Source organism: Halorubrum trueperi (genome assembly GCF_042662525.1).
Taxonomy (GTDB): Archaea; Halobacteriota; Halobacteria; order Halobacteriales; family Haloferacaceae; genus Halorubrum; species Halorubrum trueperi.
Genome location: NZ_JBHSXI010000012.1, coordinates 336,423 through 358,767, shown reverse-complemented (window position 1 = coordinate 358,767; position 22,345 = coordinate 336,423). Strand labels below are relative to the sequence as shown.

General features: G+C 66.3%; 19 protein-coding genes. 9 read left to right on the top strand and 10 right to left on the bottom strand.

All coding sequences use genetic code 11. The annotated features are described in order from the left end of the window. Positions 1-324 precede the first annotated feature (324 nt). Together nasA (ACFQEY_RS12205) and nasA (ACFQEY_RS12200) are read right to left on the bottom strand one after the other, a co-directional pair. Positions 325-2,472: an assimilatory nitrate reductase NasA gene (gene nasA, locus ACFQEY_RS12205; protein WP_379768886.1), complete on the bottom strand. Its 2,148-nt coding sequence runs from the start codon at positions 2,470-2,472 to the stop codon at positions 325-327. A 189-nt stretch (positions 2,473-2,661) separates the two neighbouring features. Beyond that, positions 2,662-4,776, bottom strand: coding sequence for an assimilatory nitrate reductase NasA (gene nasA / locus ACFQEY_RS12200; RefSeq protein ID WP_379768884.1), 2,115 nt, complete (start codon positions 4,774-4,776; stop codon positions 2,662-2,664). A gap of 695 nt (positions 4,777-5,471) precedes the next feature. On the opposite strand from nasA (ACFQEY_RS12200), the gene ACFQEY_RS12195 reads away from it, so the two are divergent. From ACFQEY_RS12195 to ACFQEY_RS12180, 4 genes are all read left to right on the top strand, one after another. Continuing rightward, positions 5,472-7,235 (top strand): nitrite/sulfite reductase, encoded by a 1,764-nt coding sequence (locus tag ACFQEY_RS12195; protein WP_379768882.1) that lies wholly within the window; start codon positions 5,472-5,474, stop codon positions 7,233-7,235. Continuing rightward, positions 7,228-7,374, top strand: a complete 147-nt coding sequence (locus tag ACFQEY_RS12190) for a hypothetical protein (RefSeq protein ID WP_379768880.1) — start codon at positions 7,228-7,230, stop codon at positions 7,372-7,374. Before ACFQEY_RS12195 ends, ACFQEY_RS12190 begins: the two co-directional genes overlap by 8 nt. A gap of 43 nt (positions 7,375-7,417) precedes the next feature. Then, the gene (locus ACFQEY_RS12185; RefSeq protein ID WP_379768878.1) at positions 7,418-7,840 is read left to right on the top strand and encodes a universal stress protein; all 423 of its coding nucleotides are present in this window, start codon (positions 7,418-7,420) and stop codon (positions 7,838-7,840) included. A 112-nt stretch (positions 7,841-7,952) separates the two neighbouring features. Next, the gene (locus ACFQEY_RS12180) at positions 7,953-9,230 is read left to right on the top strand and encodes an amidohydrolase (RefSeq protein WP_379768876.1); all 1,278 of its coding nucleotides are present in this window, start codon (positions 7,953-7,955) and stop codon (positions 9,228-9,230) included. Positions 9,231-9,944: 714 nt separating this feature from the next. Here the strand turns inward: ACFQEY_RS12180 and ACFQEY_RS12175 are convergent. The 6 genes from ACFQEY_RS12175 to ACFQEY_RS12150 form a co-directional block, all read right to left on the bottom strand. Next, complete coding sequence (locus tag ACFQEY_RS12175) at positions 9,945-11,315, bottom strand: geranylgeranyl reductase family protein (protein ID WP_379768874.1); 1,371 nt, start codon at positions 11,313-11,315, stop codon at positions 9,945-9,947. 158 nt (positions 11,316-11,473) lie between these two features. After that, complete coding sequence (locus ACFQEY_RS12170) at positions 11,474-12,526, bottom strand: ABC transporter permease (RefSeq protein ID WP_379768872.1); 1,053 nt, start codon at positions 12,524-12,526, stop codon at positions 11,474-11,476. Then, entirely contained in the window at positions 12,519-13,826 is a 1,308-nt protein-coding gene (locus ACFQEY_RS12165) for an ABC transporter permease (RefSeq protein WP_379768870.1), read from the bottom strand. Before ACFQEY_RS12165 ends, ACFQEY_RS12170 begins: the two co-directional genes overlap by 8 nt. Beyond that, positions 13,823-15,415, bottom strand: coding sequence for an ABC transporter ATP-binding protein (locus tag ACFQEY_RS12160; RefSeq protein WP_379768868.1), 1,593 nt, complete (start codon positions 15,413-15,415; stop codon positions 13,823-13,825). Before ACFQEY_RS12160 ends, ACFQEY_RS12165 begins: the two co-directional genes overlap by 4 nt. 156 nt (positions 15,416-15,571) lie before the next feature. After that, positions 15,572-16,759, bottom strand: coding sequence for a BMP family lipoprotein (locus tag ACFQEY_RS12155; protein WP_379768866.1), 1,188 nt, complete (start codon positions 16,757-16,759; stop codon positions 15,572-15,574). A 121-nt stretch (positions 16,760-16,880) separates the two neighbouring features. Then, positions 16,881-18,368, bottom strand: coding sequence for a phosphohexomutase domain-containing protein (locus ACFQEY_RS12150; RefSeq protein WP_379768864.1), 1,488 nt, complete (start codon positions 18,366-18,368; stop codon positions 16,881-16,883). A gap of 125 nt (positions 18,369-18,493) precedes the next feature. Here ACFQEY_RS12150 and ACFQEY_RS12145 point away from each other — a divergent pair, with 125 nt between their 5' ends. Continuing rightward, positions 18,494-18,772 carry an acylphosphatase gene (locus ACFQEY_RS12145; RefSeq protein ID WP_379768862.1) on the top strand — a complete coding sequence of 93 codons (279 nt, stop codon included), beginning with the start codon at positions 18,494-18,496 and terminating at the stop codon, positions 18,770-18,772. A gap of 64 nt (positions 18,773-18,836) precedes the next feature. Here the strand turns inward: ACFQEY_RS12145 and ACFQEY_RS12140 are convergent, their stop codons facing one another. After that, positions 18,837-19,226: a winged helix-turn-helix transcriptional regulator gene (locus ACFQEY_RS12140; RefSeq protein ID WP_379768860.1), complete on the bottom strand. Its 390-nt coding sequence runs from the start codon at positions 19,224-19,226 to the stop codon at positions 18,837-18,839. Positions 19,227-19,295: 69 nt separating this feature from the next. Between ACFQEY_RS12140 and ACFQEY_RS12135 the strand changes: the two genes are divergently transcribed. The 4 genes from ACFQEY_RS12135 to ACFQEY_RS18795 all read left to right on the top strand — a co-directional run bounded on the left by ACFQEY_RS12135 (position 19,296) and on the right by ACFQEY_RS18795 (position 21,373). Continuing rightward, positions 19,296-19,745 (top strand): DoxX family membrane protein, encoded by a 450-nt coding sequence (locus tag ACFQEY_RS12135; protein WP_379768858.1) that lies wholly within the window; start codon positions 19,296-19,298, stop codon positions 19,743-19,745. Positions 19,746-19,846: 101 nt separating this feature from the next. Beyond that, positions 19,847-20,329, top strand: a complete 483-nt coding sequence (locus ACFQEY_RS12130) for a VOC family protein (RefSeq protein WP_379768856.1) — start codon at positions 19,847-19,849, stop codon at positions 20,327-20,329. A 19-nt stretch (positions 20,330-20,348) separates the two neighbouring features. Further along, positions 20,349-20,981 carry a flavin reductase family protein gene (locus ACFQEY_RS12125; protein ID WP_379769265.1) on the top strand — a complete coding sequence of 211 codons (633 nt, stop codon included), beginning with the start codon at positions 20,349-20,351 and terminating at the stop codon, positions 20,979-20,981. Positions 20,982-21,253: 272 nt separating this feature from the next. Then, complete coding sequence (locus ACFQEY_RS18795) at positions 21,254-21,373, top strand: DUF7989 family protein (protein ID WP_465261636.1); 120 nt, start codon at positions 21,254-21,256, stop codon at positions 21,371-21,373. A 39-nt stretch (positions 21,374-21,412) separates the two neighbouring features. Here ACFQEY_RS18795 and ACFQEY_RS12120 read toward each other — a convergent pair whose 3' ends face one another. Further along, complete coding sequence (locus tag ACFQEY_RS12120; RefSeq protein ID WP_379768854.1) at positions 21,413-22,294, bottom strand: hypothetical protein; 882 nt, start codon at positions 22,292-22,294, stop codon at positions 21,413-21,415. Positions 22,295-22,345 lie beyond the last annotated feature (51 nt).

Here is a 22,345-nt window from a genome sequence, read left to right as displayed (position 1 = left end):
GGTTATTAATAAACAGATCGGTTGACACATCGGTTGTTTCCTCGGGACACATAGTAGATATCTCAATAACTGTCTGTCCGCAGTATTATTCTATCAATAAAAAACGGAATTAAAAAGGGTGCAATTCTGCGAAGAATTATCAGAAAAACGGCATCGTGGCGTCCCCTCCGTGAATCTATTTAAATTATATAATCGGAATTGAATGGCTAGGCCCGTTCGATTTCCAGACGCTCTACGCTGTGGATCGAAGAACGAACTCCAGAGGGGGATTCAGAGGGGCCAGCGACACCGTCTCCGATCGGTGCTACCGTCGACCGAGGCGACTCAGGAGTAGGAACCGGTTCCGTTCGCCTGCCGCGGTTCACCGATGTGGTCAGCGCCGGCGCGGTCCGGGGCGCTCAGTGCGACCGCACACTGCTTGAAGTTCGGCTCGGCCGACTCCGGATCCGCGGCCGACAGGGTGAGCTCGTTGGCCGCCGGATTGTGGATCGGCAGCCAGACGAGCCCCGGCGGAACGTCGGTGTCAGGTTCGACGGTTACCGCGACCGCGGAGCGACGGGACTCGATCACCGTTCGCCCCCGATCGAACGCTCGCAGACTCTCGACGATCGTCTCGGGGTGCATCCGCGCTGCCGTCGCGCTTCCGCCGTCGCTGACGTCGCTTCGTGTCCGAACGCCGGTGTTGTACACGTCCGGCCGGCGGCCGGTAGTGAGCGTGAGCGGATACTCCTCGTTTATCGGCTCCGGCACGCCTTCGTGCGACGCGTTCGAGAACTGCGCCCTGCCGGTCTCGGTGTGGAACGACCACGGGCCGTCGACGTCTTCGAGTGGCTCCTCCCCGTCGCCACGACCTCGGTACCGGTACCCGCCTTCGCTCGTCTCGTCCGGGGCGGGCCACCGGACTGCCAGCTCTTCCGACAGCCGCTCGTAGGAGATACCCGAGAAGTCAGCCGTCGTGCCGCGCGTCAGGGCGCTGACTTCGTCGAACAGTCGTTCGGGATCCGGTCGCGCGGATTCGAACAGTTCGGGAACGACGCGATCGGCGACCGCGCCGATGATGTCCAAGTCCTGTCGCACCCCCTCCGGCGGGTCTCGCGCCGCCGTAACTCGTGAGACGCGCCGCTCCATGTTCATCACCGTTCCCTCGGACTCGCCCCACGTCGCCGCCGGCAACACCACGTCGGCCAGTTCGACGGTGTCGGAGCGGAACGCGTCCTGGGCGATCAGGAAGGTGTCTTCGAGAGCGGTTTTGACGTGGCTCGCGTCCGGCATTCCCGCAACCGGGTTCGTCGCCACCGTCCAGCAGACATCGATGTTGTCCCGAGCCAGTTCGTCGATAATCCGAACGAACCCCGGACCGGGCGAGTCGGGGAGCCGACTCAGCGGTACCGCCCATTCCCTCGCGATCGCCTTGCGGTGAGCAACGTCGTCGAACGGTCTGTATCCCGGCCACGACGACTTCGAGGCACAGACGCGATTCCCCATCGAGTTCGCTTGTCCGGTCAGCGAGAAGGGACCGCTACCCGGTCCCAGATTTCCGGTGGCCAGACAGAGGTCGATCAGAGACCGGGCGGTTCCCGTCCCCTGCACGCTTTGATTGACTCCCATCCCCCAGTACACGACGGTCCGAGCGTCGAACGCCGCGGCCAACTCGGAGACGCGGTCGACGGGTACCCCGGCGGTCTCGGCCGCGACGTCAATGTCCGGAAGCGATCCGACCATGTCTCCGAACCCGTCTGTGTGCCGATTGACGAACTGCCGATCGACGACATCCGCGTCGACCACCTGTGCGAGCACGGCTCGCGCCAACGCGAGATCGGTCCCCGGCTCCGGTCGGACGTGGAGGTCGGCGTCCGCCGCCGTCTCGCTCTCGACGGGGTCGACGACGATCAGTCGGCTGTCGTCGTTGCTCGCGCTGTCGGCGATCCACCGGTACAGCACGGGATGGGCGATCTTCGGATTCGCGCCCCAGACGACGTGTGTCCGGGCGTCGGGCACGTCCTCGTACGTCGGCGGCGGCGCGTCGCTTCCGAACGCCTGCGTGTACGCCTGCACCGCGGAAGCCATACACAGCGTGGTGTTGGCGTCGTAGTGCCGGGTGCCGAAGCCGCCGCGGGCGAGCTTGCCCAGCGCGTACGCCGCCTCGTTCGTCTGCTGTCCGCTCCCCAACACGGCGACGTTGTCGTTCCCCGTCCTGAGCGCCTCGACGATCCGCACCGAGATCGTCCCGAGAACGGTGTCCCAGTCGGTCGGTTGGAGCGTTCCGCCGCGGCGGATCATCGGTTCGGTCACTCGTTCGCCGCTCGGATTCACCGTTTCCCGTACTCCGCGGCTGCACGTTTCTCCCCCGTTCGTCGGGTGACGATCGTCCCCGTGAACGTCGACGATCCCCCGTCCGCCGTCGCCGTCACGCTGTCGGTAGCCACAGCCGACCGCACAGCGCATACAGGTAGTTGGCTTGCGATCAGTCATTGTCGATCACGATGGCGAATTGTCCTGATCAATATCACAATTATATTCATTCGTGTGCTATTCTCGGTCGGACTTGCGTTCTCGTTCTTTCTCATCCGGTTTAATTCTTTTTCGCATAAACGACCGTGTATGATACGTTCGTGAGAACGATTGGTGGGCACGCCGATGCGGTCGAACCGGAACGCGGGATCAGTCGTCCGTCGAGACGAAGTCTCCGTCCGGAGTGGGGTGGCCGTCGTACACCAAGGGGTTCGACGGTTCCGGGGCACGGACGTCGACCGCACACTGTTTGAGGTTCGGCTCGTCGGACTCGGGATCGACGACCGGGAGCGTGAGCGCGTTCACGTCCGGGTGGTGGATCGGTAGCCACACCGTCCCCTTCGGAACGCCGTCGTCCGGGTTGACCGCGATCATCGTCGACCCGCGTCGCGACGAGACGACCGTCTTCCCGCGATCGAACGCCTCGATGTGCTCCAGCGTCGTCTCCGGATGGATCCGCGCCATCGGGGGGGAGTCGGTCTGGTCGCCGCGGGATCGAACCCCGGTGTTGTACGCGTCGGCCCGTCGCCCGGTCGTCAGCGTCAGCGGGTACTCGTCGTCGGTCGGCTCGGCGAGGCCCCGATGCCTTCCCGTCGAGAATCGCGCGCGTCCCGACGGCGTGGGGAACGTCCACTCGCCCCCCTCGACGTACCGGTAGCCTCCCTCTTCGTCCGCCGACGGCGCGGGCCACCGCACCGCGCGCTCCGCGTCCAACCGGTCGTACGAGAGGCCGGATAGGTCCGCCGGCGTCCCCGCCGTCAGCTGGCGCAGTTCGTCGAACACCGATTCCGGCGAGACGGTCGGCTGCGGGAACAGCTTCCCGTCGATCGCGGCACCGATCGCGACGACGATGTCGAGGTCCTGTTTGATCTTCGGAGAGGTCCCCGTCGCGGCGCGGACTCGCGAGACCCGCCGTTCCATGTTCGTGACGGTCCCCTCGGACTCGCCCCACGTCGCCGCCGGCAACACCACGTCGGCCAACTCGACGGTCTCGGTCCGGAACGCATCCTGGGCGACGAGGAAGGCGTCGTCGAGCGCCTCCCGAACGCGATCGCCGTCGGGCATCCCCGCGACCGGGTTCGTCGCCACCGTCCAGCACACCTCGGGCGGTCCGTCCGCGACGGCGTCGACGATGCCGACCGGCCCCGGTCCCGGATCGTCCGGGAGGCGGCTCGGCGGAACGCCCCACGCGTCGGCGACGGTCCGCCGGTGGTCGGGGTCGGCGAATTCGCGTTGGCCGGGCCACGTCCCCTTCGACGAGCAGACCCTGGTCCCCATGGAGTTCGCCTGGCCGGTCAGCGAGAAGGGACCGCTCCCGGGTCGGAGGTTCCCCGTCGCGAGACACAAGTCGATGAGCGCCCGTGCGGTCGCGGTCCCCTGAACGCTCTGATTGACGCCCATTCCCCAGTACACGAGCGTCGAGTCCGTCAGAGCCGCGGCGACGCATTCGACGGTTTCGATCGAAACGCCGGCGGTCTCGGCCGCCTCCCGAACCGACGGCAACGAGTCGACCGTCGTCTCGAACCCGGTCGTCGCCTCGTCGACGAACTCGCGATCGACGTCGTCGTCAGCGACCACCTGCGCCAGCACCGCCCTGGCGAACGCGAGGTCGGTGCCGGGATCGACCCGTACGTGACGGTCGGCGTCGTCGACGGTCTCGCTCTCGACGGGGTCGACGACGATCAGTCGGCTGTCGTCGTCGCTCGCGCTGTCGGCGATCCATCGGTACATCACCGGGTGTGCCACCGCGGGATTCGCGCCCCAGACGACGTGGGTCTGCGCGTTCGGGATGTCGTCGTACGTCGGCGGCGGCGCGTCGCTCCCGAACGCCTGGTAGTAGGCCGTGACGGCCGACGCCATACACAGCGTGGTGTTGGCGTCGTAGTACCGGGTGCCGAAGCCGCCGCGGGCGAGCTTGCCCAGCGCGTACGCCGCCTCGTTCGTCTGCTGGCCGCTCCCCAATACGGCGACCCCGTTCGGCGTCTCGGCGAGGGCGTCTTCGACCCGCGAGACGACCGCCCCGATCGCCGTCTCCCAGCTGGTCGGGACGAGGGTACCATCCTCCCTGATGAGAGGGCGCGTCAGCCATTCCCCGTCGGGATCGGCGGTCTCCCTGATCCCGCGCTGGCAAGCGAGGCCGCGGTTGACCGGATGCGACGCGTCGCCTCGAACCGTGTCGAGTCCGTAGTTATTGGTGTACCCTTGCTGGAGGTGGCCGCACCCGACCGCACACCGCATACACGTCGTGGGCGTCCACTCGCTCATCGCCGCCTCCACGTCATTGAGGGTGACTTCCGCCTCGTTCGAGCAAACGATCTGCCGACGGTGCCGATCCGTGACCGGTCCGAAATAGGCGGCCCGCACACGTAGTTTCGCATCAGTTGTGATCTGGATACAACATAACTTATCTTCGGTATAACCATTTTGGTACGTACATTTTTCCCATTTTGGAATATGAATGTTCAATTATGTAGCAGATATATAAATAAACATGTGCATGCGATACGCGCGGGCCGCCGCCGCGCGATTGGCGAAGCGGGATGCAGTGGAGGTTGGTCGCGTCCGGAGAGACGGTCCCCGGCAGAGACTGGGCGAGGACGGTGCCGGGCCCCAGGGGTGGCTGGTCGCGGCGGCGGAACCGCGGAGGAGACGAGTCGCAGCGGGGCGAGGGTAAATCGGCAGGAACCCGCTGTCCAGTATCACCGAATATCGATCATGTGCTTCCGTTCGTGAATTTCTGACTGAATTCGGTACTGCATATATAATTTCTTTTCAAATATATTGAAATATACCTGCCTCTGGCGGCCGTCTTTCCGATCGCCTCGATATCAGCTTTATTTTGTGATTTTATAAAAACAGAAGTATTTTATGCAATCCTATGAATTTCTAACCGAAATGAGCCACCGTTCGAACAGTATAGGTGCGGAACGGTTGAGTATCGGCGATGGGGGTGATCGGTGATGGCCAACAAAAAGGAAACGTGGAAATCTGAGCTGTACGGCGACGAGGTGCGGCAGAAGCTGCGGGAGTTCGCGGAGACGGGATTCGAGTCGATCCCGGAAGACGAGCGAGACGCGTGGTTCACCCGGTTCAAGTTCTGGGGAATCTTCCACCAGCGCTCGGGACAGGAGAGCTACTTCATGATGCGTCTGACCAACGCCAACGGGATATTGAAACCCGGCCAGCTCCGCGCGATCGCGGAGGTCGCCCGCGAGTACGCGTCGGGCCCGGTGTCGAACCCCGAGTTCGGTGACAGCTGGATCGACCTGACCACTCGCCAATCCGTCCAACTTCACTGGATCAAACTCGAAGACGTCCCGGATATCTGGGAGAAGCTGGAGTCGGTCGGAGTAACCACCCGGTCCTCCGGTGGGGACACGATGCGGAACATCTCCGGCAGTCCGGTCGCCGGCAAGGACGCCAACGAGGTGATCGACACGCTTCCGCTGCTCGAACAGTTCCAAGAGGAGATCCGCGGGGACGACGACCTCTGTAACATGCCCCGGAAGTTCAACATCAGCATCTCCGGAACGCCGGAGGGCGGCGCGCAAGACGCGATCAACGATATCGGGCTCGAACCCGCTCGAAAGGAGGTCGACGGCGGCGAGGAGACGCTGGGGTTCAACGTCCGGGTCGGCGGTGGGCTCGGTGGGCGGGAGCCGCGGGTCGCCCGCCCACTCGACGTCTTCGTGACGCCGAACGAGGCCTACGAGGTCGTCCGCGGCTTCGTCGAACTGTACCACGACCACGGGGGCCGCCAGGTCCGCGCGAAGAACCGATCGCGCTTCTTCGTCGACGAGCACGGCACCGACTGGATCCGCAATCTGCTCGCCGAGGAGTACGTCGACGTCGACCTGCGGACCGCCGGAGAGGACATCCGCGACGGATACACGTACAACGCCGGACGGACGCCCGGAGACGGGAAGAAGGACTACACCGGCGTCCACGAACAGGGCGACGGGCGACGGTACGTCGGGCTCAACGTCCCCGTCGGACGGTTGCCGGCCGAGGAGGCCATCGAACTCGCGAACCTCGCGGACGAGTACGGCTCCGGCGAAGTCCGGCTCACGCGCCGACAGAACCCGATCATCGTCGACGTGAAGCCGGACCGCGTGGACGAACTGCTCGCGGAGCCGCTGCTCGCGAAGCACCGTCCCGAGCCGAACCCGTTCGTCCGCGGCGCGATGGCGTGTACCGGCACCGAGTTCTGCTCACTGGCGCTCGTCGAGACCAAGGCGCGAACCGCGCGGCTGCTCCGCTGGCTGCGCGACAACGTCGATCTACCGGACGACGTCGAGCAGATCAAGCTCCACTTTTCCGGCTGTACGGCCGACTGCGGCCACGCCAACACCGCCGACATCGGCCTGCTCGGAATGCGAGCGCGCAAGGACGGCGAGATGGTCGAGGCGGTCGACATCGGCGTCGGCGGTGGCATGGGCGAGGAGCCCACCTTCGTCGACTACGTCCGACAGCGGGTGCCCGCGGACGAGACTCCCGGGGCGATCCGGAATCTGATCGAGGGGTTCACGGAGCGCCGAGAGCCAGGACAGACCTTCCGCGAATGGGCGAACGCGACGGACGAGGAGACGCTGGCGGAACTCTGTGAGCCCGAGGAGACGGACTACGTCGACGCTTCGCTCACCGACGCCAAGCAGTCGTGGTACCCGTTCGCCGAGGAGGGGACGACGGCGGCCGAACCGGGGGTCGCGTCGTCGGATGACTGAGCCGCCGACCGCCGATCCGACGAAGGAGATGACCGCCGACTCGCCGACGGAGGCGACCGACGATCGCGGGGATCCTGCGGCTATCGATCACGAACAACACGCGTCTGCAGACGTCGCTCCCGAGCTGTTCGGGTGGTAGAGACGCGGTTTGCCACGCGAGACGACGATTCCGAACGTCAGACATGTACGACGAGATCCTGTTTCCGACCGACGGTAGCGAGGCATCGAAGCAGACATTTCCCCACGCGGTGAGCCAGGCCCGCGCGTTCGACGCGCGAATTCACGCGCTCTACGTCGTGAATACCACGTATGCCGGAGTGGGTGCCGGGGGTAGCAAAAACGTCGCAACCCTCCGAGACGAGGGTGAGGCGATCGTAGCGAAGTTCGAACGCGAACTCCGAGACGAGGCCATCGAGGTCGTCTCGCAGATCGAGGAGGGTGATCCGTTCACGAAGATCACGGCGTACGCGGACGAGGTCGCCGACATGATCGTCATGGGGACTCGCGGTCGCAGCGGGATAGAAAAGTATCTGCTCGGCAGCGTCACCGAGAAGGTCGTCCGGACCGCCGACGTTCCCGTGTTAACCGTCCGGACGCCGGAGTGACCGAGGCGAGGGGTGTCGAGCGGATGCCATCGACGAGCCGAGCGTGCCGAGGGGTGGCACCGGTCGCGGACCTCACTCGATCCTTTAAGTCGAGCGGCCGCCACCCGGACGTATGCACACGCTCGACGACGCGTACCGCGAGTTCCGCCGCGACCTCCACCGCCACCCCGAACCCACGTGGCGCGAGTTCTACACGACCGCCAGAATTGTCGAGGAGTTGCGCGAGCGCGACCTTACCGACCTGTACGTCGGCCCCGACGCCCTCTCGACCGAGGACCGGATGAACGTCCCGGACGAGGCCGAGATCGCTGCATGGGAGGAGCGGGCCCGCGAAGCGGGTGCCGATCCCGGGATCGTCGACCGACTCTCGGGGGGCTACACCGGCTGTATCGCGGTCGTCGAGCGCGGCGACGGCCCCGTGATCGGGCTCCGTGTCGACATCGACGCACTGCCGATACGCGAGTCCGAGGACGCCGACCACGTCCCCGTCGCCGAGGGGTTCCGGTCGGAGCGCGAGGGGTACATGCACGCCTGCGGCCACGACGCCCACGCGACGATGGGTCTCGGCGCGCTCGACGCGGTGCTCGACTCCGACTTCGCGGGCACCCTCAAGGTGTTCTTCCAGCCAGGCGAAGAGCAGGTCGCCGGCGGAAAACAGATGGCCGAGTCCGGTCACCTCGACGACGTCGACTACCTCTTCGCGGTCCACGTCGGCCTCGATCACCCTTCAGGCGAGATCGTCTGCGGGATCGACGGATTCCTCGCGGTCCGGCACTTCCTCGCGGAGTTCGAAGGCGCTCCCGCACACGCCGGCGCGCGACCCGAAGAGGGCCGGAACGCCGTGCAGGCGATGGCCGCGGCGATCCAGAACCTCTACGCGATCCCGCGACACGCGGACGGACCGACCCGCGTGAACGCCGGGCTCGTCGGGGGCGGCACGGCGACGAACATCGTCCCCGAGGAGTCGTTCATCGAAGGCGAGGTCCGGGGCGCGACGACGGAGCTGGCCGAGTACATGTCCGAGCACGCCGATCGAATCCTCGAATCCGCCGCCGAGATGCACGACTGCGAGGTCGACGTCGCGACGAAGGGAGAAGCGCCGAGCGCGACTAGCGACGCCGCCCTCTCGGCGATTGTGGGCGAAATCGCGGGTTCGACCGACGGCGTCACGAACGTCGTCGAGAGCGCGGACCTCGGCGGTTCCGAAGACGCGACATTCCTGATGCAAACCGTCCAAGACGGCGGCGGCTTGGCCTGTTACGTCGGCGTCGGCACCGATCATCCGGGCGGGCACCACACTAACACATTCGACGTGGTCGAAGACGACATCGCCGTGGGCGTCGACGTGCTCGCCGGCGCGATCCACCGGGTGGCCGAGACGCGACCCTGATCGGGGGAACAGCGGCGAACACCGAAAATCGGTGCGTTGCTGAACGCCTTCTTGAGAGAGTACGGGAGTAAGTATGTCAATTCTGAGGTGTGATCATTTATAAGTGAGAAAGAGGTGTTGCTGGCGGCTATTTATAAATCGTTGCTGGCGCGGTGAATCGTTGTGTTTCTGGCGTTGAGTATTTATATATCGTTGCTGGCGCGGTAAACACCTCCAAAGCCCCAGCCGCGAGGCGGACGCACGCTCGCTGTGCTCCTCAATCGCTCGTTTCACTCGCTCTTTGCGGTGCTTACGTCGCCTGCGCCCGCCTCACGGCTGCCCCTTTGAGTCCCGCCCCGCACCTCACGCCTCCCCAGCCTCGCCGCTTCGCACCTTTATAAGGCGCTCGCGGCGTCCAGCGAGAATCGGAGATTCTCTGGCAGCCGGACGTAGTCCGGCGACCTCGCGGGCTCCTCGCAGCCTACCGGCCACTCAGAGGCGCGCCACCGACTCTCTATTTATAGGTGATCGTCGTTGCCGCTTTCATCCGTTTAAATACCACGTTGCCGGCGGCAGTCTGCGATCCCTACTCCCGGAACCGCCCACCACTCTTTTGCTACCGATCGGACCAAAGTCAAGCTTCACCAACGTTTGCGGAGTTCAACAGATCCGAAAACAGAACGCGAGGGGATCGAAGATCCGGCCGATCACTCGGAGCGGCGAGGAGCGCTCGACTCAGTACTTCGCGTCCGCGCCGGTCGTCTCGTAGATCCGGTCCATGATCGCGTCGCGCTCGCCCGTCCAGTTCGCCATCGCGGCCGGGCTGGTCGGGTACGACTCGTAGTGTACGAGCAGTTCGTCCGCGAGCGACTTCGTCTGGTAGAAGTTCCGGATCGTCCCCCAGTACCCGAAGCTCTTGACGGCCGCCTTCAGCTTCAGGCCGAAGGACATCGACGTCGATCCCTCGTACAGCGCCTCCGCGAGCTTCTCGCCCGGGAGCGCGGCGAGCAGTCCCATCAGGTCGTCGACGTCGACCGCGGTCGAGAGGACGTTGTACACGTCGAGCCCGGCGTACCGTCCCCCGAAGTGGTCCATGACCCGGGTGTTGTATCGCCACAGGTTCTCCTCGCTCACGTCGCCGTCTGAAATCGCCTTCACCGCCTGTTCGCCGGCGTACTTCCCCGCGTACGCCGCGCCGGCGATCCCGCCGCCAGTGGTCGGATTGACGTGGCCCGCGGCGTCGCCCACCGCCATGTACCCCGGCGCGACCGCGGAGTCGTAGGGGCGACGCGTGGGGAGCGCAGCGCCGAGCTTGTCCCGAACCTCCGCGCCCTCGAACTCGGGGCGGTTCCGGAGGTCGCGTTTCAGCGCCTCAATGAGCTGCATCGGCTCCTCGTTCATCTGGAAGCCGAGGCCGGCGTTGATCTCCGTGCTCGTCCGCGGGAAGTACCAGAGGTACCCCGCGGCGCGGTCCGTCGCCTTGAACACGAGCGCGTCGTCCCACTCGACCGGCTCCGGAACCTCCACGATCTCCCGGTACGCCGAGCAGAACTGCGAGTACCTGACGTTCGTGTCGAACGTCGTCCCCTCGAAGTCGGCCTTGTCCTGGAGTAGCGACAGCGACCCGGCCCCGTCGATGACGACGTCGGCCTCGTAGTCGACCGGCTCTCCGTTCCGCGCCGCGCGCAGTCCGGTGACCCGGCCCGCGTCGGTCTGGGTCACGTCGTTGACCACGGTGTCGTAGTGAAAGTCGACGCCGGCGTCTTCAGCGCCCGCGATGATCCGACGCCCGTACTCCCAGCGGTCGATGACGGCGAGTTCACCGGGAACGGGTATCTCGAGAATCGTGTCCTCCTGTGGGATCTCGAAGCGACCGTGGTCGACGCCGGTGTTGGTGAACGCCGGCTCCAGCCGTTCCTTCGGAATGGCCTCCGGGAAGGCGTCCGCGCCCTTCAGCGCGTCGCCACAGGCGATGTGACCGGCCTCTTCGGCGTCCTTTCGCTCGACGATCACGACGTCGAGCCCCTCGTTCGCGATCGTCGCGGCCGCGTAACAGCCGGCGGTTCCGGCACCGGCCACGACGACGTCGTACTCGTCGATGCTCATGCCACGTGGGTCGTTGCCCCGGTGGCAAAACTCTTTGTTCCCGATTCGGTCCCATTGGAACCGACAGGAGCGGGAGGTATCGACCCACCGTGACTGTGTGACGGTGGGCGCTCGCGCGCGTGTCCGCCTCAGTCTTCGGTCGTTTCGTGGTGTTCGACTCAGTCTTCCGTTTCGTAGTGCTCGCCCGCGGCGGCGGGGAGTCGCGTCCGTCCGACGAGCGCGAGCACGAGGATCACGACGACGTACGGGATCGTCTGAACCAGCGTGTCGGGGACCGCGTACCCGAGCTGCTGGAGCCGGATCTGGGTCGCGTCGAGCCCGGCGAACAGCACGCCGGCCCCCAGCGTCCCGACCGGGTTGTAGTTGCCGAACAGGTACGCGACGATGGCGATGAACCCCTTCCCCTGCACCATCGTCTCGCCGGACCCGATGAACTGACCAATCGAGAGCGCCAGCGCGGATCCACCGATTCCGGAGAGGACCCCCGACAGCAGGACGCCGGCGTGACGCACCTTGGAAACGGAGACGCCGACGGTGTCGAGGGCCTTCGGATTCTCGCCGGCCGCACGGAGGTGCTTACCGAACGCCGTGCGGTTCAACGCCCACCACGACGCGATCGTCGCGACCACGACCATCACGGCGGAGTACTCCCAACCGACGCGAACCCCGAGGTTCGACGTGTTGACGCCGCCGAAAAAGACCGTCGACATGAACGGGGCGAGCCCGAGCGCGATGAGCCACACGGCCAGTCCCGCGATGATCTGGTCCGCCTTGAACTCGATGCAGACGACCCCAAAGACGGCCGAGAGCGCTGTCGACGCCGCGATGCCGCCGAGGAATCCGACCCAGATGGCCGGCACGCCGAGGACCGCGTTGCCGATCCCGACGACGGACGCGACGTAGACGGAGACGAACGCCGAGATGATCAACAGCCCCTCCAGGCCGATGTTGATGACGCCCGACTTCTCGGCGAAGATACCGCCGAGTCCGGCGAGCACGATGGGTGCCGCGAGCCGCGCCGTCGACGCCGCGGTGCTCGTCGAGAAGACGATTCCGGCGAGGTCGCCGGCTATCGACCCTGGGAACGCGAGCCCGAACACGCCGAGCAGTCCGAGCACCACCGCGACGCCCACCACGAGCGAGCGAACGTAGTCCGACTCGATCAGATCGTCGAGGATCGGGATCGTGGCGTCAGCGAGCGGATTACGCATCGGACTCACCCCCCTCGATGCCGCCGTCGTCGGAACCCGCTGGCCCGTCACCGGAACCGCCGAGACCGCTCGACCCCACACCGGCGTACCGACCGGCTATTCGGAAGAACTCCGGCATGGCCACGAACAGGATGATGAGCCCGCGCAGGACACCGACCAGCTCGGTCGGCACGTCCGTCCGGAAGCCAATTTCCAGAGCGCCGCCCTTCAGCAGTCCGAACAGGAACGCCGCCGGAAGCACGCCGAGCGGGTTGTTTCCGGCGAGGATCGAGACGGTGATCCCGTCGAATCCGAGGTCCGGGATCGACGCCACCCATCGCCCCTCGGACATCAGCACCCACACCGCACCGCCGACGCCGCCGATGGCCCCGGACAGGGTCATCGCTCGAACCGTGGTCAGCTTCGCTTTCACGCCGCCGTACTCGGCTGCCGCCGGTTGCACACCGCTGGTTCGGAGGTCGTAGCCGAACGGGGTGTGCTCGACGAGGATGTAGAGGCCGACGATGAAGCCGACGCCGACCAGCAGCGCCAAAAGCGCGAAATCGCTGGATTCCGGGAAGAGCCACGGGACGAACCGGGCGTGGTCCGGAACGTACTCGGTCGCGACGACGGAGGATCCCTCCGCCCGGAACACCTCCAATACGAGGACGTACGCGATGTTTGCCGCGATGAAGTTGAGCATGATCGTCGTGATCACCTCGTTGGCGTCGGCGTACGCCTTGAGCGCCCCCGGAAGCGCACCCCAGAGACCGCCGCCGACTGCGCCGGCCGCGGTCCCGAGAACGATCAGGACGATCCCCGCGATCGGTCCCTCCGGGAGCAGCGGAGCCGCCGCCAGCACCGTCAGTGCGGTCGCCAGCGCGCCGACCACCAGCTGTCCCTGCGTCCCGATGTTGAACAGCCCGGCGCGGAACGCGACCGCGACGGAGAGGCCCGTGAAGATGAGAAGCGTCGTCTCCGAGAGTGTCAGTCCGAGCGAGAGGTTGAACGGCGACCAGTTCGGGTTCAACAGCCCCGGTTCGCCGACCGCAAAGGGGTATCCGAGCGCGCCGTTGAACAGCACGAGGTACACCTCGACCGGATCGTAACAGAAACCGAGTCCGGTGATCGGCATCGTCCAGGCCGCGGTGCCGCACTCGGCGACGCGTCCGGAGGCGAGCACGATGCCGAATCCGACGACGATGGACAGCAGGATCGCGGCGAGGCTTATCACGAGCCGCTCCGCGACCGATCGGTCGACGAACGGTGCGAGGACCCCTCGCACGATCGAGGGGAGACGATCCGCGTCGGGTCGGCTCACGCGTCCACCTCCCCGTCGCCGGCGGCGGGTTCCGTCGCGTCCTCGTGGACTGCAGCCCCCTCGACGGCGTCGTCGTCGAGCGACTCGCCGGCCATCAACAGTCCGATCTCCTCTTCGGTCACCGTCCCGGGGTCGACGACTCCGCTGAACCGCCCCTCGTGGATCACGGCAAGCCTGTCGGAAAGCCCCTGCACCTCGTCGAGTTTCGAGGAGACCAACAGCACGGCCTTTCCTTCGGATCGCAGTTCGAGCAGCCGGTCGTGGAGGAACTCCGTGGAGCCGATGTCGACGCCCCGGGTTGGATGCGTCGCGACGACGAGATCCGGGTCGCGCTCGAACTCGCGACCGACGATGAACTTCTGTTGATTGCCGCCCGACAGCGACTCGGCCTCCGCGTCGGCGTCAGGCGGGCGAACGTCGTACTGCGCTATCACTGACTCGGCGTGGTCGCGGGACGCCCGCCAGTCGAGCCGTCCGTCCTGCGCGAACGGCGGATCGTGCTGGCTCCCGAGGATTCCGTTCTCGGTAAGGTCGTACGACATCACCAGTCCTCGCTCCTGTCGATCCTCCGGAATAAACGCCATTCCGCGGTCGATGTGCTCCCGGCGGCTCTCGCCGACCATCGACTCGCCGAGGTATCGGACCGATCCATCGGTCGGATCCCGCAGTCCCGTTATCGCCTCGACGAGCTGCAACTGGCCGTTGCCGTCGACGCCCGCAATTCCGAGCACCTCGCCGGCGCGGAGTTCGAACGAGAGGTCGGATACCGCCTCGACGCCGCGGTCGTCGTCGACGCAGAGTCCCGTCACTTCGAGCACCCGTTCTCCCGGGTCCTGAGGTGTCGTCGCCGGCTCCATCAGCACCTCGCGGCCGACCATCATCTCCGCGAGATCCTCGCGAGTCACGTCGGCGGCGGGGACGGTCCCCACGTTGACGCCGTCGCGGAGGACCGTGATCTCGTCAGCCGCAGACAGCGCCTCGCCGAGCTTGTGCGAGATGAAGATGATCGTCTTCCCCTGATCGGTGAGTTCCTCGAAGACGCCGTACAGGTCCTCGACCTCCTGAGGGGTGAGCACCGCGGTCGGCTCGTCGAGGATGAGCACGTCGGCCCCCCGGTACAGCGCCTTGAGGATCTCGACGCGCTGTTGGACGCCGACCGAGACGTCCTCGATCCGATCGTCCGGGTCCACGTCGAACCCGTAGCGCTCGCTCAGCTCGACGACCGCCTCACGAGCGGCGGTCTCGTCGACACGGAGTCCCCCCCACGTCGTCGGCTCGTTGCCCAACACGACGTTCTCCCAGACCGTCATCGGATCGACGAGCATGAAATGCTGGTGGATCATCCCGATGCCGGCGTCGATCGCGTCGCGCGGCGAGTCGAACGACTGCGGTTCGCCGTCGAGGACGACGGTCCCTTCGGTCGGCTCGTAGAGACCATATAACACGTTCATCAGGGTGGTCTTTCCGGCCCCGTTCTCGCCGAGCAATGCGTGGACGCTCCCGCGCTCGACCGCGAGATCAACGTCGTCGTTCGCGACGACCCCGGGGAATCGCTTCGTGATACCGTCCATATGGACCGCCGGGTTCATTCACCCGTAACTCCATGGCAGACCCTAAAAGAGCGCGGATTCCCGGCCGCACCACAACCGGGCGCGGCGAACACGCTACCGGAGAGCGGTGGGATCGCAGCCGATCGGCGGCTGCGATCGGTGGCTACGATCGGCGGCTGCGATCGGTCGGCGGGTTCAGTTGTCGTCGTCGTCGGTCGTCTCAGGCACGTCAATGTCGCCGGCGATGATGGCGTCGCGGGCGTCGGAGACTTCGCTCACGATGTCGTCCGGCACCTCGTCGCCGATCTCGTCGCCGTACACGCACTCGACGCCGTTCGACTCCAGCCCCAGCGCGATCGTCTCGCCGCCTTGGTGTTCGCCGTCGATGACGTTCGAGACGGACTGGTAAACGGCGGTGTCGACGCGCTTCACCATCGACGCCAGGATCACGTCCGAGAACTCCTCCTCGGATATCGACTGGTCCTGGTCGACGCCGAAGGCGAATCGGCCCTCCTCCTGTGCGGCCTGGAAAACGCCGACACCGGTCGCACCCGCGGCGTGGTAAACGATATCAGCACCGCTCTGGTACATCGACAGCGCCTGCTCCTGGCCGCCCGAGGGGTCGGCGTAGCTGCCGACGTAGCTCGTGATGACGTCGACGTCGTCGGCCGCGTAGTCGACGCCGGCCTCGAATCCGGCCTGGAACCGGCGAATCACCGGACTGTCGACGCCGCCGACGAACCCGACGCTCGTCGAGTCCGGCGCGGTCGCGCCGGCACCGGCGGAGAGTTCAGTCTCGGTCAGCCGCGCGGCGAGCACGCCCATCAGGAAGGAGCCCTCGTGCTCGCGGAATAGGTAGTTCGCGACGTTGGACTCCTCGACCACGGCGTCGACGAGCATGAAGTTCTGGTCGGGGAACTGCGGCGCGTTCTCGGCGAGCGCGTCAGTCTGGTTGAACCCGATACACGAGACGAGGTCGTAGTTCGGGTCCGTTGAACTCGCGTAGCGCTGCTGATACTGACCGAACTCACCGGTGTCAGACGGCTGCGACTCGTCGTAGGCGATGCCGAACTCCTCTTCGGCCTGCAAGAGCCCGGCCTGTGCGGCGTCGTTGAACGAGTTGTCGCCGAGACCGCCGTCGGAGTAGACGATGCCCACCGTCGCGGGAACGTCGTCGGACCCGTCCGAGCCGTCGTCCGAACCGTCCGAACCGTCCGAACCGTCGTCGGAGCCGTCCGAGCCGTCGGAGCCGTTTTCCGAACCGTCCGAGCCATCCGAACCGTCCGAACCGTCGTCCGGACCGCCGCTACAGCCGGCGAGGCCGATGAGGCCAGCTGCGCTTGCCGCCTTGAGGAGCCGCCGCCGATCGAGGTCGGATACCATATCACCTACAACAGTGGGGGAACGCGGCATAAGTTCGTCGCTCTCGCCCTCTCGCGTGGCGCACGCTCGCGGTATCTGATACCGAGGGTGATTCAGCGATGGGAAGACGAGGCCGACCGCGTCACGCGCCGCCGTCGGCGATAGCCGCGCGCACCGCGTCGGCGACGACCGCCTCGACGTCCGCGACGAGGTCGTCGACATCGTCGCTCTCGGCGTACACGCGGACGTACGGCTCGGTGCCTGAGGGGCGGACGAGGGTCCACGAGGCGTCCGGAAACTCCAGTCTGACCCCGTGGTCGGTGTCGATCGTCGCGTCGGGGAACGCGTCCGGGAGCGCGGTCGCCAGTCGGTCCATCGCACCGGACTTGGCGTCGTCCGGGCAGTCGACGCTGACCTTTCGGTACGGACGCTCCGCGATCGGCTCCCGCAGCGCGTCGAGCCCCGTTTCCGCGACGAGCCTGGAGATGACGGCAGCCGAGGCGACCCCGTCTATCCACTCGCCGAACGCGACGTGGATGTGCTTCCACGGCTCCGCGGCGAAGACGACACGGGTGCCGGGGGCGTCCGCGTTCCCACTCGCCGCCGCTTCGGCGTCGGCTCGCACCGCGGCGATCCCCTCGTGAAGCGCCCCGAGGCGCACGCGCTCGACGCGTCCGCCGGCCTCGCGGACGCGCTCGTCGATCCGGCCGGAGGCGTTCGGCGTCGTCACGACAACCGGATCTCCGGCATCGCTTTCGCGGGTGTAGCGCTCGGCCAGCAGCGCCAGAACGGTGTCCTCGTGGACGACCTCGCCGTCGGCGTCGACGATCACGATCCGATCCGAGTCGCCGTCGTGGCCGATCCCGAAGGCGAACCCGTTGGCGTCGGCGTTCTCTGCGCCGGTCGCGCTCGCGCGACCCGGGTGTTCAACGCCCTCGTTGGCGTCGGCGATGAACGCGCGAAGGTCCCGCAGGGTCTCGGGCGTGGGTTTGCTCCCGCGACCGGGGAAGTGTCCGTCGACGTTCCCGTTGAGCGTGACGACCCGTGCGCCCAACTCTCGCAGGACGGTCGGCGTCGCGGGCGCGGACATTCCGTTCCCGCAGTCCACGGCGATCCGGAGGCCGTCGAGGTCGCTTCCGAACCCCTCAGCGTACGCGCGGACCGCGTCGAGGTAGCCGCCGAGGGTGTCGACGCGTTCCGCCGTCGTCCACTCGTCCCACGTCGCGGGCGGCTCCTCGCCCGCGACACGCTCCTCGACGCCGAGTTCGGCCTCGCGGTCGAACTCGCTCCCGTCCCGGAACAGCTTGATCCCGTTGTCGGTCGGCGGGTTGTGTGAGGCCGTGAGCATCACGCCGTACCGCCCCTGTGAGGCGTGTGCGAGCGCCGGCGTCGGTAACTGTCCCGCGCGGAGCACCTGAACCCCGCCCGACGCGAGCCCCGACTCCATCGCGGCCGCGATCGCCGGTCCGGTCACCCGTCCGTCGCGGGCGACCACGACCTCCGCGGATTTCCCCTCCTCCCCAGCCGCTCGTACCTCCGTGGCGACGGCGCGGCCGACGGCGAGCGCGAGCTCGGGCGTCACTCGCGCTTCGGCGCTGCCGCGGATCCCCGCGGTTCCGAACAGGTCCATACCTCCGATGTCGGCGGGCGGGAGTTAGAAGCCGTCGGTTGCGGGTCGCGGTCGCCGTCAGGATCGGACCGCGGCCCCACCGACCCCCGCGGATCTTAAGCCGGCGGCGGACGCACCGTTCGTCGATGACCGACCGAACGAGAGCGCACGTGTACGTCACGGGGCGCGTGCAGGGCGTCTACTACCGCGCGACGACCCGCGATGCGGCACAGGAGAAGGACGTCGACGGGTGGGTTCGAAACCTCGACGACGGGCGCGTCGAGGCCGTCTTCGAAGGGCCGGAGGACGCGGTCCGCGAGCTGGTCGCGTGGTGTGAGACTGGGAGCCGGGCGGCCGAGGTCGAGGACGTCTCCGCCGAGTACGAGGAGCCGGAGGGACTCGACGGGTTCGAAGTCCGGTGGTAAGCGATCGGCGCACAGCGCACACCCCCTCCGGCTGGGGCTTTCCCCGTTGCACTCGGTGGGAGTCCTACCCGCTGCACTCGGCGAGCCACTCGTGTGCCCACTCGTCGATCTCCTCGAAGACGGGCGCGAGCGACTCGCCCTTGTCGGTGAGGCTGTAGTAGGTCGCGACGGGCGAGTCTTCCTCCAGCCGCCGGTCGACGAATCCGGTCTCTTGGAGGTCGTCGAGGACGCGCGAGAGGGTGCGGGCGTTCGCGTCGGTCTCGCGTTTCAGCTCGTTGAATCGCGACTCGCCGTTCAACAGCTCGTGAAGGACGACGAGCCGCCAGCGCGAGCCGATCTGTTCGAGCGAGTCGACGACCGGGCACGGCGTCTCCGGGGCAGAAGACGTGTCAGTTTCAGCCTCTACGTCGGTCGTCTCTGCCGGCTCCGAACCGGCGAGTTCCTGCGATGACATCGATGTTACCTGCTTACCCGCTTGTCCGGGAAGCGATAAATAGGTTACGTACGTATATGTGGTTACACAATGTTAGCTGAACTCGCGACGACACCGCTTCAATTCGACACCCCATTCGCGGGCGAACTGTTCCTGGTCGGTCGGTTGCTGTTCGGCGTCACGCTCGCGTTCATGGGACTGAACCACTTCCTGGACGTCGACGGTATGGCCGGATACGCCGAGTTCAAGGGGCTGCCCGCGCCGCGCTTCTCGGTGATCGCCTCCGGGCTCGTGCTCGTGGTGGGCGGGCTCGGCGTCGTCGTCGGCGCGTTTCCAGTCGTCGCGGCCGGCGGGCTCGCGGTGTTCCTGCTCGGTTCCGCCGTGGCGATGCACGACTTCTGGTCGATCGACGACCCGGAAGACCGGCAGAACGAGATGACGAGCTTCCTCAAGAACGTGTACGGGGCCGGTGCCGCGCTCGCGCTCCTCGCCGTCGGCGGCACCGCGTGGCCATACGCGCTGGGACTCGGACTGTTCTGAGTCGGCCGCGACCCTTCCGAGGGACCACTCCGCCGTTCCGACCGCGTTTTCGGGCCGCCAGTACCACTAACTGACTCCGCGATCACCGGACACTCGAATCCATGACCGACGCCCCACCCACCACCGGACTGCACCACGTGACGAACATCTGTACCGACATGGACGAGACCGTCGCGTTCTACGAAGACGTGCTCGGCTGGCACACCGTCAAGCGGACCCAGAACTACGACGATCCGGGGACGCCCCACTACTACTTCTCGCCCACGCCGACGGGCGAGCCGGGGACCAACGTCACCTACTTCGAGTACCCGAATTCGCAGGGCGCGCCGGGACCCGGCGCGAGCCATCACTTCGCGTTTGGCGTCGAAGACGAGGAGACCCTCCGCGAGTGGCAGGAGCATCTCCGCGAGCGGGACATCCGCGTCTCCGAGGTGAAGGACAGGACGTACTTCAAGAGCATCTACTTCAGCGATCCCGACGGACTGGTCTTCGAACTGGCGACCGGCGGTCCCGGATTCGGTCGCGACGAGGAGGAGCCCGGCAGCGAGGAAATCGACCCGTTCGAGCGCGGCTACGGGAACTGAGATGAGCGACGGAGAGGAGATGAACGACGGAGATCCGGACCTCCCATCCGAGCCGCCCTCGAAGACGCACCGGAGCGGCGAGCCCGACGCCTTCGGCTCGCCGTATCGGCTGCTCTCGACGGCGGTGACCCCGCGACCGATCGCGTGGGTCTCTTCGCGGGGTTCGGCGGGCGAGAATCTCGCGCCGTACAGCTTCTTCAACGTCGTCGCGATCGACCCGCCGATCGTGGGGTTCTCACCGGTGGCGACCGCTGCCGATCCGAAGGACACGCTCGCGAACGCGTTGGAGACGGAGGCGTTCGTCGTCAACGTCGTCACCGCGGACGTCGTCGAGGCGATGAACGCGTCGAGCGCGACCCTCGACGCCGGGGAGAGCGAGTTCGATCACGTCGGGATCGAGCGCGCGCCGTCGACGAGGGTGGACGCGCCGAGGGTCGCGGCCGCGGCCGTCAGCTTCGAGTGCGAGCTGTACGACGCCGTCGAGATCGGAACCTCGACGCTCGTGCTGGGCGAGGTCGTCTACGCCCACGTCGACGAGAGCGTCCTGACCGACGGCCAGATCGACGTCGACCGACTCGACACCGTGGGGCGGCTCGCCGGCGGGTGGTACGCGAGCACCGACGACCGATTCGAGATCGAGCGACCGCCGTAGCGGCTGACGGCGCTGCCATCGTTGCCAGCGGGGTCATCGTTGCCAGCGGGGTCATCGTTGCCATCCTGATCACGTCATCGGTCGATACGACATGCGCGAAGTCGACGCAACGTTCGTCCGTTTTCCGCCCAAATATTGGTCGATAACGACCGATTCGATCGAAACTCGCGCATCGCACGCAGTACAATATATTAATACCTTAAATGATATCAGGACTCATTATCTCTTTTCACGAAGGGTTAATACGCGGATCCTCGCAAGTCGGTTTCAACATGCCTACCGATCGCGACAAGATGAAAGACGTCTCGCACACGGCACCGAACGGAACATCCGCGGAAGGAGTCTGGGAGCGAGGACGCGTCCCAGTCGAGGAAGAAGAAGAAGAGGAGTAACGCCCGCGACGAACCGTTTTCTCCGTTCGTTCAGTCCGACTATCGCTCGGATTTCCCGTCGGCCGCTGGATCGTCCCGAGCCGTCTCGTCGTCGGTCACTCCTTCCGGCCCACCGGCGGCGTCTGGGGGTGCCCGCCCGAGCATGGCGCGGAGCGACGACCACGCCTGCTGCCGATCGGCTCCCTTCGAAAGCGGAATTCCGGCGAACGATGCGTTCGGGTGGGTGGTCTCGGGACCGAGGTGATCCATGTGGGCGGCGATCCACGTGAACGCGGCGACGAACGCGGTGAGAATGGCGAAGGCGGTCACCGACTCGACGGTCGTGAGGGCGGCGGCTCCCACCACCACGCCCGCGATCACGTAGACGAAGGCGACGAAGATGAGAAGCACGGTCGCCGTCGCGAGCAAGTCGTTGACGGCGGTGACGCGAGCGTTGTAGTCGATCCACTCGGCGTAGCTCCGGAGGAGCCGCTCGTCGAACTCGGCGTCGCCGGCTGCCGACCCGTTCCGCTCGCTCGCAACTACGGCGTCGATCGCTTTGATGTCCAGTCCGCCGCGGAGGTCCGAAGCAGTGTACGTGACGGCGGCCAAGCCGGTCGATGCGAGCAGGAGAAGCCCTCCGACGACGGTGAACGGGTTGAGGAAGACGGCGAGGTCGAGTTCCGTCTGGACGACGATGGAGCCGCCGGTGACGACGATTCCGATGAGAAGCAGGTTCGCTTTGAGGATCTCGATGGCCTTGTTGTCGATCTCGCGGAGCCGTTCGACCTGGTAGTCGAACGTCGCCCGCAACTCCTCGCGGGTCGTCGAGGCGACGACCGGATCGATGGCGGGGTCCCCCACCGCGTCGGACGGATCGTCGTCGGCACGCCGATCGGCGGCGTCGACGCGTCGATCGATCGCGTCTCCTCGGTCGCTCATACGGCACCCGTTCTCGAAGGGGCGTCGTAAGGCTACCGGCGGCCCGAGGGA

Excerpts from the sequence above, each read along its gene's own strand:
- nasA (WP_379768886.1), bottom strand. The coding sequence starts at position 2,472 with ATGACTGATCGCAAGCCAACTACCTGTATGCGCTGTGCGGTCGGCTGT.
- nasA (WP_379768884.1), bottom strand. The coding sequence starts at position 4,776 with ATGAGCGAGTGGACGCCCACGACGTGTATGCGGTGTGCGGTCGGGTGC.
- ACFQEY_RS12195 (WP_379768882.1), top strand. The coding sequence starts at position 5,472 with ATGGCCAACAAAAAGGAAACGTGGAAATCTGAGCTGTACGGCGACGAG.
- ACFQEY_RS12190 (WP_379768880.1), top strand. The coding sequence starts at position 7,228 with ATGACTGAGCCGCCGACCGCCGATCCGACGAAGGAGATGACCGCCGAC.
- ACFQEY_RS12185 (WP_379768878.1), top strand. The coding sequence starts at position 7,418 with ATGTACGACGAGATCCTGTTTCCGACCGACGGTAGCGAGGCATCGAAG.
- ACFQEY_RS12180 (WP_379768876.1), top strand. The coding sequence starts at position 7,953 with ATGCACACGCTCGACGACGCGTACCGCGAGTTCCGCCGCGACCTCCAC.
- ACFQEY_RS12175 (WP_379768874.1), bottom strand. The coding sequence starts at position 11,315 with ATGAGCATCGACGAGTACGACGTCGTCGTGGCCGGTGCCGGAACCGCC.
- ACFQEY_RS12170 (WP_379768872.1), bottom strand. The coding sequence starts at position 12,526 with ATGCGTAATCCGCTCGCTGACGCCACGATCCCGATCCTCGACGATCTG.
- ACFQEY_RS12160 (WP_379768868.1), bottom strand. The coding sequence starts at position 15,415 with ATGAACCCGGCGGTCCATATGGACGGTATCACGAAGCGATTCCCCGGG.
- ACFQEY_RS12155 (WP_379768866.1), bottom strand. The coding sequence starts at position 16,759 with ATGGTATCCGACCTCGATCGGCGGCGGCTCCTCAAGGCGGCAAGCGCA.
- ACFQEY_RS12150 (WP_379768864.1), bottom strand. The coding sequence starts at position 18,368 with ATGGACCTGTTCGGAACCGCGGGGATCCGCGGCAGCGCCGAAGCGCGA.
- ACFQEY_RS12145 (WP_379768862.1), top strand. The coding sequence starts at position 18,494 with ATGACCGACCGAACGAGAGCGCACGTGTACGTCACGGGGCGCGTGCAG.
- ACFQEY_RS12140 (WP_379768860.1), bottom strand. The coding sequence starts at position 19,226 with ATGTCATCGCAGGAACTCGCCGGTTCGGAGCCGGCAGAGACGACCGAC.
- ACFQEY_RS12135 (WP_379768858.1), top strand. The coding sequence starts at position 19,296 with ATGTTAGCTGAACTCGCGACGACACCGCTTCAATTCGACACCCCATTC.
- ACFQEY_RS12130 (WP_379768856.1), top strand. The coding sequence starts at position 19,847 with ATGACCGACGCCCCACCCACCACCGGACTGCACCACGTGACGAACATC.
- ACFQEY_RS12125 (WP_379769265.1), top strand. The coding sequence starts at position 20,349 with ATGAACGACGGAGATCCGGACCTCCCATCCGAGCCGCCCTCGAAGACG.
- ACFQEY_RS18795 (WP_465261636.1), top strand. The coding sequence starts at position 21,254 with ATGCCTACCGATCGCGACAAGATGAAAGACGTCTCGCACACGGCACCG.
- ACFQEY_RS12120 (WP_379768854.1), bottom strand. The coding sequence starts at position 22,294 with ATGAGCGACCGAGGAGACGCGATCGATCGACGCGTCGACGCCGCCGAT.